Annotated in this window: 6 protein-coding genes and 2 pseudogenes; 6 read left to right on the top strand and 2 right to left on the bottom strand. The window is 74.5% G+C overall.

Annotation, left to right across the window (positions count from 1 at the left end):
* Together ABD832_RS39455 and ABD832_RS39460 are read right to left on the bottom strand one after the other, a co-directional pair.
* Complete coding sequence (locus ABD832_RS39455) at positions 1 to 1,191, bottom strand: hypothetical protein (RefSeq protein ID WP_344907114.1); 1,191 nt, start codon at positions 1,189 to 1,191, stop codon at positions 1 to 3.
* Entirely contained in the window at positions 1,188 to 1,826 is a 639-nt protein-coding gene (locus ABD832_RS39460) for a phage tail protein (protein WP_344907117.1), read from the bottom strand. The genes ABD832_RS39455 and ABD832_RS39460 overlap by 4 nt, the downstream gene beginning before the upstream one ends.
* A gap of 37 nt (positions 1,827 to 1,863) precedes the next feature.
* On the opposite strand from ABD832_RS39460, the gene ABD832_RS39465 reads away from it, so the two are divergent.
* From ABD832_RS39465 to ftsY, 6 genes and pseudogenes are all read left to right on the top strand, one after another.
* Positions 1,864 to 2,127: an MBL fold metallo-hydrolase gene (locus tag ABD832_RS39465; RefSeq protein ID WP_344907120.1), complete on the top strand. Its 264-nt coding sequence runs from the start codon at positions 1,864 to 1,866 to the stop codon at positions 2,125 to 2,127.
* 84 nt (positions 2,128 to 2,211) lie between these two features.
* Positions 2,212 to 2,652, top strand: a complete 441-nt coding sequence (locus ABD832_RS39470) for an alkyl sulfatase dimerization domain-containing protein (protein WP_344907123.1) — start codon at positions 2,212 to 2,214, stop codon at positions 2,650 to 2,652.
* Positions 2,653 to 2,928: 276 nt separating this feature from the next.
* Positions 2,929 to 3,609 carry an AMP-binding protein gene (locus ABD832_RS39475; RefSeq protein ID WP_344907126.1) on the top strand — a complete coding sequence of 227 codons (681 nt, stop codon included), beginning with the start codon at positions 2,929 to 2,931 and terminating at the stop codon, positions 3,607 to 3,609.
* Positions 3,557 to 4,024: pseudogene (locus ABD832_RS39480) on the top strand (AMP-binding protein); the annotation flags it as partial. The gene ABD832_RS39475 and the pseudogene ABD832_RS39480, both read left to right, overlap by 53 nt.
* A gap of 25 nt (positions 4,025 to 4,049) precedes the next feature.
* On the top strand, positions 4,050 to 5,354 hold the full coding sequence (locus tag ABD832_RS39485; RefSeq protein ID WP_344907129.1) for a phosphopantetheine-binding protein: 1,305 nt from the start codon (positions 4,050 to 4,052) through the stop codon (positions 5,352 to 5,354).
* Positions 5,355 to 6,539: 1,185 nt separating this feature from the next.
* Positions 6,540 to 7,382 (top strand): annotated as a pseudogene (gene ftsY, locus ABD832_RS39490) (signal recognition particle-docking protein FtsY); the annotation flags it as partial.
* Positions 7,383 to 7,847 lie beyond the last annotated feature (465 nt).

Here is a 7,847-nt window from a genome sequence, read left to right on the forward strand (position 1 = left end):
TCACCTCCTCACGGCAGCGGTGGTTTCCGGCAGCGCCCCGATGTACTGGTCCCGCAGGTGGATGGCCGTGTCGCCGGAGACCGCCGACCCGCCGCCCGCCACGGTGCCGAGGTAGAAGTCCATCGCCGTGCTCGCGGTCTTCACGAGCCCGCCGTTCGCGTGCGGGTTGAAGTTTCGGGCCGACCCGGCGGTCACCCGGTTGCCGTCGGCGTCGTCGCTGGTGCGCACCACGTACGAGGTGCCGTCCGTCAGCGTCTCCGCGGTGGCCAGGTAGACCGACAGGGTTCCGGAGTCGCCGCGCTGCACGTACCCCTCCGCGATGCGGGAGCCCCGCCGCAGGGTGAGGTCCAGGACGGTCCGGCCGACCGGGGAGCGGTGCTCGACCAGCCGGACGATGCACTGCTCCGGGTCGTTGCGCAGGATGGTGGCCGACTCCCACCGCGCCACCTGCGTACCACCAACGTCCACCCACCACGCCCGCGGCCGCCACACCCCGCCGACGAACGACGCCACCTCCAGCGAGCCGCCCGCCAGCAAGGGCCGCACCCGCAGCAGGCCGTTCGACAGCTCCCAGCCCGCCGCGTCCACCCGGTAGCCGGTGCCCACCCGCTCCCACCCGGCCGACAGGATCCGGGCCCGGCCGCGCATGTAGTCGCCGACGGCGCATCCCCACCGCGGCGACGCCCCGGCAGGCACGCCCCGGTAGACCGTCATCGGCCCGTCCGTGGTGGCCCGGGTCATCGTGCTCGGCAGGGTCGCGCCGGTGTGCAGCGCGTAGTGGCCGATCGGCGGCGCATGCCACCGCTCCCCGCTCAACCCGAAGTCGTTGGCGCGCCGGGCCCCGGTCAGCCGGGACTCCAGGTCGACGTCGGAGTCCGCGCCGTGGCGGCGCAGCGACAACTTCCAGGTGACCCACGCCAGCCGCTGGGCGAACCGGTCGACGTAGTCCGCGGACGCGTCGGTGATCGTGTAGTAGCCGTTCCGCTCGGACTTCTCCGCCCAGCGGGCGGGCACGAGAGCACCCACCAGGCCGAGCGCGCCTTCCATCCGCTCGAGGAGCTCCGCCCGGGTGATGAGCGGGGCGACCTCCTTGCCCTCCAGGCTCATCACCCGGGCGCCGTCGCTGTTGACGGTCTCCGACAGCGCGAACGTCTCCCGAAGGGTCAGCCGGCCGAGGATCAGGTCGCTCACGCGTACACCTCCCGATCCAGGTCCCGCAGCCCATTCCGCAGCTGCACCAGCAGGGTCCGGTAGGCGTCTGGCCGGGACGGATCCAGCACACCCTCGACCTGCATCACCAGGTCGCCCTGGATCGTCACCCCGCCACCGCCGGTACTCACACCCGCGGCTGCGGCTCCGAGGCCGCCCGCTGAAGCAGCGCCGAACGCTGCACCGGCCGGCGCGACGTCGGGCACCGCGAACGCGGACGCGACCCCGGCCATGCGCTCGGTGGCGGCCGCCACCATCGGCTCCCCCGCGTCTATGCCAATAGCCAGGCCCGCGGGGAGTTGCTTGCCGATCGCGGCGAACACCTTGCTGGGGCTGGCGATGCCGAGGATGCTGCGCAGCCAGTTGACCATGTTGGAGAACAGGTTCCCCAGCATGCTCATGAACGAATTCCACGTGTTGACGAACCCGTTCCACAGGCCGATGACCATGTTGTGGCCGATCGTGCCGAGCATGCCGCCCAGGTTGTTGAAAATCCCCATGATCGTGCCGGGCAGACCGCGCAGCCAGTTGATCAGGTCGTTTGCCCGGCCGATCGCGGCGTCTTTCATCTGCCCGAACCAGTCGCCGACCCGGCCGGCGAGGCTGCCGAGGTCCACCGAGTTCCGCCACCCCGACGTCACCTACCGCGAGGAGATGTCCCTCGACCACATCGAGCTCTTCCACGCCAAGGGCGAGACCGACGACGCGAGCGTCGGCTGGATCCCCTCGCGGCGCATCCTGCTCCCGGGCGACCTGTTCATCTGGGTGACCCCCAACTGCGGCAACCCGCAGAAGGCGCAGCGCTACCCGCGCGAGTGGGCGGTCGCCCTGCGCAGGATGGCCGCACTGCGGCCGGAGATCATGCTGCCCAGCCACGGCGCCCCGATCTTCGGTGCCGACCGGTCGAGCAGGCGCTGACCGAGACGGCCGAGTGGCTGGAGTTCATGGTCGAGCGCACCCTGGGCATGCTCAACGAGGGAGCCAGGCTCGACGACATCGTGCGTGCCGTACGGCCGCCCGCGCACGCTGGCCGAGCGGCCCTACCTGCGCCCGCACTACGACGAGCCGGAGTTCGTGGTGCGCAACATCTGGCGGCTGTACGGCGGCTGGTACGACGGCAACCCCGCCCGCCTGAAGCCGGCGCCCGACGCCGAGCTGGCCGCGGCCGTGGCGGAGCTGGCGGGGGGCGCCGGGCTGCTGGGCGACGCGGCGCTGCGGGCGCTGGCCTCGGGGCGGGAGCGGCTGGCGGGGCACCTGGCGGAGATGGCCGTCCAGGCCGCGCCGGACGACACGGCGCTGCACGGGATCCGGGCCGAGGTGTTCGCCGCCAGGGCGAGGTCCGAGGCGTCGCTGATGGCCAGGGGGGTGTTCACCTCGGCGGCCGAGGAGTCCAGGAGGATCACCGAAGGCGGCCGGCCGGGGACGACGCCCCGGGCACCGTGAGCATCGCGGGCACCTCGAGCACGGACGACACCACGGGCCCCCGGACAGACCCCGGCCGGAGGTGACGCTCCGGATCGGCCCGGTCCCGCGTCTTTTTCCTGAAAACACCGGAAAAATGCCGGAAAAGGTGCCACTGTCCCTGCACTCCGACCTGGGGAGACAATGAGGGGAAAGGAGTCGTTCACTCTTTGTACACCGATACGTCGGCGATGCCATCCTCCCGACACGTAGGCTGTTCCGGGCCCATCGGGGGCCGTAGCCACCTGGGGGAAGACCGTGGGTTCGTCACCGGCCGACATCGCCGCGCCACCGCGAGCGCTCTTCCGGGGGGCCGACGCGCCACGGGCCAGGACGTTGCTGGACGTCCTCGACGAGACGACCCGGCGTCACCCCCACGCGACCGCCCTCGACGACGGGCGGACCCGCCTGGACTACACCGGCCTGCGGGCCGAGGCCGGGCGGATGGCCCAGCGGCTGCGGGCCGCCGGGATCGGGCGCGGCGACCGGGTCGGGGTGCGGATCCCCTCGGGCACCGTCGGCCTGTACGTCGCGATCGTCGCGGTGCTCACCGCGGGAGCGGCCTACGTGCCGGTCGACGCCGACGACCCCGACGAGCGGGCCGAGCTGGTCTTCGGCGAGGCGCGGGTCCGCGCGGTCGTCGGTGAGACGGCAGGATCCTCCCCCACCCCGCACCGGGCCCCTCCCCCTCCGGCCTCTCCGGAACGGACGCCCCGGCGAGCGGCCCGCCCCCGCGGACGCCCTGTCCCGTCCCCGGCGTACCCCGGCCCGAGGACCACCGCGACGGACGCCCCACCCCCGAGGACGACGCGTGGATCATCTTCACCTCCGGGTCCACCGGCCGCCCAAGGGCGTGGCGGTGACCCACCGCAACGCGGCGGCGTTCGTGGACGCCGAGGCGGAGCTGTTTCTGGTTTCGGAGCCCATCGGCCCCGGTGACCGGGTGCTGGCCGGACTCTCGGTGGCGTTCGACGCCTCCTGCGAGGAGATGTGGCTGGCCTGGCGGCACGGCGGCTGCCTGGTGGCGGCCCCACGGGCGCTGGTGCGCACCGGCATGGACCTGGGGCCGTGGCTGATGGAGATGGGCATCACGGTCGTGTCGACGGTGCCGACCCTGGCGGCGCTCTGGCCGGTCGAGACGCTCGACGACGTACGACTGCTGATCTTCGGCGGTGAGGCGTGCCCGCCGGAGCTGGCCGAGCGGCTGGCCGTGCCCGGACGCGAGGTGTGGAACACCTACGGCCCGACCGAGGCCACGGTGGTGGCCTGCGCGGCGCCCCTGACCGGGGAGGGCCCGGTGCGGATCGGGCTGCCGCTGGCGGGCTGGGACCTGGCCGTGGTCGGCGGGGACGGCGAGCCGGTGGCCATGGGCGGGACCGGTGAGCTGGTCATCGGCGGGGTCGGGCTCGCCAGGTACCTCGACTCGGTCAAGGACGCCGAGAAGTACGCCCCGCTGGACGCGCTGGGCTGGGAGCGCGCCTACCGCAGCGGCGATCTCGTACGGGCCGAGCCGGAAGGGCTGGTCTTCGTCGGGCGGGGCGGACGAGCAGATCAAGCTCGGCGGGCGCAGGATCGAGCTGGGCGAGGTCGACGCGGCCCTGCGGGCGCTGCCCGGGGCCGCGGGGGCCGCGGCGGCGGTCAAGACCACCGCCGGCGGGCACCAGGTGCTCGTCGGTTACGTCGTCCCCGCCGAGGGCCCCGGCCGGACGTCCGGCCCGGCCTCCGGCCCGACCTCCGACCGGGACTCCGGCCCCGCCTCCGACCGTGCCCCCGGCCGTTCCCCGGGCCGGGCCTTCGACCGGACGGAGGCCGCGGAACACCTCCGGCGGATCCTGCCCGCCGCGCTGGTCCCCAGGATCGTCGTCGTGGACGACCTGCCGACCCGTACCTCCGGGAAGATCGACAGGGACGCCCTGCCCTGGCCGCCGCCCGGGGGCCTCGGCGGGGCCGACGGCTCCGGCGGCTCCGTGGCCGCCGCGATGCCGGGCGTCGACACGTGGGTGGCCGGCCGCTGGACGGACGTCCTCGGCGGCGCCGAGGGCGACTTCTTCGCCGAGGGCGGCACCAGCCTGGCCGCGGCCCGGCTGGTCGCGGCGCTGCGGGAGCGCTACCCCGCGGTCACCGTCGGCGACGTCTACGACAATCCGACGCTCCCGTCGCTGGACGCCCACCTGTCGGCGCTGGACGCGCCGGAGATCGTGACCACCGGCCGGACGGTCGCGCCGGTGCCGCGCCGCGCCGCGATCGTCCAGGCGGTGCTCACCCTGCCGCTGCTCACGGTGGGCGCGCTGCGCTGGGTGGTGGCGCTGGCCGCGCTGAACAACGTGGTGAGCCTTCCCTGGGCGCCCGCCGTCTCCTGGTGGTGGGTGCTCGCGGGAGCGCTGCTGTTCGTCAGCCCGGCCGGGCGGATCGCGCTGGCCGCGGGCGGCGCCCGGCTGCTGCTGCGCGGCCTGGAGCCGGGCACCCATCCCCGGGGCGGCGGCGTGCACCTGCGGCTCTGGTTCGCCGAGCGGCTCTCCGAGCGGCTGGGCGTGGCGAGGTGGCCTGCGCACCCTGGCTCACCCACTACGCGCGGGCGCTCGGCGCCCAGATCGGCGAGGACGCCGACCTGCACACGATGCCGCCGATCACCGGCATGCTCAAGCTGGGCAGGGGCGCGGCGGTGGAACCCGAGGCCGACCTGAGCGGTTACTGGATCGACGGCGACCGGGTGCACATCGGTGAGATCAAGATCGGCGCCTCGGCCACTGTCGGTGCCCGCGCCACCCTGTTCCCCGGCGCGAAGATCGGCAAGAACGCGCAGGTCGCGCCGGGTTCGGCGGTCGCGCGGTCGGTGCCGGCCGGGGAGCGCTGGGCGGGCGTGCCCGCCGGACGGGTCGGCAAGGCCCGCCCGCCGGCCGCCGCGCGTCCGCCGCGCTCGCGGCTCTGGGCGGCCGTCTACGGACTGTCCGCCGCGGTGCTCTCCCTGTACCCGGTGATCGCCGCCGTGCCGGGCCTGGCCGTGCTGCTGCGCGACGGCGCCCCCCTCGCTCGCCTCCGTCCTGTACGCGGTCCCGGTGGCCACGGTGGTCTCGGCGACGGCCCTGGCCCTGCTGATCGTGGTCTCGGTACGGCTGCTCTCGATCGGGCTGCACGCCGGGCAGCATCCGGTGCACAGCCGCCCGGCCTGGCAGGCGTGGGCGACCGGCCTGCTGATGTCGATGGCGCGGGTCTGGCTGTTCCCGCTGTACGCCAGTACGCTCACTCCCGCCTGGCTGCGCGTCCTGGGCATGAAGGTCGGCCGGGACGTGGAGCTGTCGACCGTGCTGGCGCTGCCGTCGATGACCTCCGTCGGCGACGGCGCCTTCCTCGCCGACGACACCATGGTGGCCCCGTACGAGCTGGAGGGCGGCAGGCTGCGCGTCGACCACGTGCGGATCGGCAAGCGCGCCTTCCTCGGCAACTCGGGGATGACCGCCCCCGGGCGCAAGGTGCCCAAGGACGGGCTGGTCGCGGTGCTGTCCGCGACGCCCAAGAAGGCCAGGGCGGGCTCGTCGTACCTGGGCATGCCTCCGGTGGAGCTGCGCCGGGCGGCCGAGGAGGGCGACCGGAGCCGTACCTACGAGCCCCCGGTGCGCCTGCGGGTCGCCCGCGCCGCGGTCGAGGTGTGCCGCGTCGTGCCGGTGATGTGCGCGGTGGCCCTGACGGTGCTCGTCGCCGCGTGGCTGGAGTGGCTGGCCGCAACGTACGGCTTCGCGGTGGCGGCGGTCCTGTCCGGGGCCGGGGTGCTGGGCGGCGGGGTGGTCGCCGCCGCGCTCGCCTCCGCGGTCAAGTGGGCGCTGCTGGGGCGGATCTCGGTGGGCGACCGGCCGCTGTGGAGCTCGTTCGTGCTGCTCTCGCGCGACCGCCTCGACGACGACGCCTGGGACGAGATCGAGGAGACCCTGATCACCGCCGACGTCGGCGTGGCGCCGACCCGGGCGATGGTCGAGGAGCTGCGCACCCGGGTCAAGGTGCTGGGCAGCCGGACGCCCGAGGAGGCGCGTGCCCTGCTGCGGGAGCAGCTGCTCGCCCAGATCGGCACCGACATGGACCGTACGCTGCACGTCGCCCCGCACGGCGAGCGCCCGGCGGTGGTCCTGGTGGTCGGCGTCAACGGCACCGGCAAGACCACCACGACCGGCAAGCTGGCGCGCGTCATCATCGGTGACGGCGGCAAGGTCGTGCTGGGGGCGGCCGACACGTTCCGCGCCGCCGCGGCCGACCAGCTCCAGACCTGGGGCGACCGGGTCGGGGCCGGGGTGGTGCGCGGTCCCGAGGGCGGCGACCCGGCCTCGGTGGCCTTCGACGCCGTCGCCGAGGGCATCCGGGAGAAGGCCGACGTGGTCATCGTCGACACCGCCGGACGGCTGCACACCAAGACCGGCCTGATGGACGAGCTCGGCAAGGTCAAGCGCGTCATCGAGAAGAAGGCCACGGTGGACGAGGTGCTGCTCGTCCTGGACGCCACCACCGGCCAGAACGGCATGCGCCAGGCCCGGGTGTTCGCCGAGGTGGTCAACATCACCGGCATCGCGCTGACCAAGCTCGACGGCACCGCCAAGGGCGGGATCATCATCTCCGTCCAGCGCGAGCTGGGGGTCCCGGTCAAGCTGGTCGGTCTCGGCGAGGGCCCGGACGACCTGGCCCCGTTCGACCCCGAGGTCTTCGTGGACGCGCTCCTCGGCGAGTGATCCACCCTCCCGCCCGCCTCGCCCGTACGGGCACGGAGGCCGGTGGGCCGCCCCGGTGCGGACATCCCGGGGGCGGTAGGGGCGGGCAGGGGGTGACGGGCCCGGCCGGTCCGCGCCAGAGTCGCGGTGAAGGCGCCTGAGGGCGCCGTGCGCCGTGCGCGGGGGCTTGCGCCGGACGTGAAACGGCCGTGCCCCCGGGTGGACGCGTGCCCCGGGCGGGGCCGTACGCCGTCGTTCTCCCGTGCGCCGCCGGTACGCCGCGCGCTGCCGGCCGAGGGGAGGAGCGACATGCGGCGATGGAGGAGAACGGCCCTCATGCTGGCCGTCGTCAGCGGGGTGGGCGGTGCCTGCCTGCTGCCGCAGGCGGCCGGTGCCGGGACGGGGAACGGGGCGGGGAACGAGGCTGGCCGGGCCGCCGGGCCGGGGCTCACGGTCGAGCCGGTCGCGGGCCTGACCAAGCCGGTG

The organism is Streptosporangium longisporum (assembly GCF_039534895.1).
Taxonomy (GTDB): domain Bacteria; phylum Actinomycetota; class Actinomycetes; order Streptosporangiales; family Streptosporangiaceae; genus Streptosporangium; species Streptosporangium longisporum.

Excerpts from the sequence above, each read along its gene's own strand:
- ABD832_RS39465 (WP_344907120.1), top strand. The coding sequence starts at position 1,864 with ATGTCCCTCGACCACATCGAGCTCTTCCACGCCAAGGGCGAGACCGAC.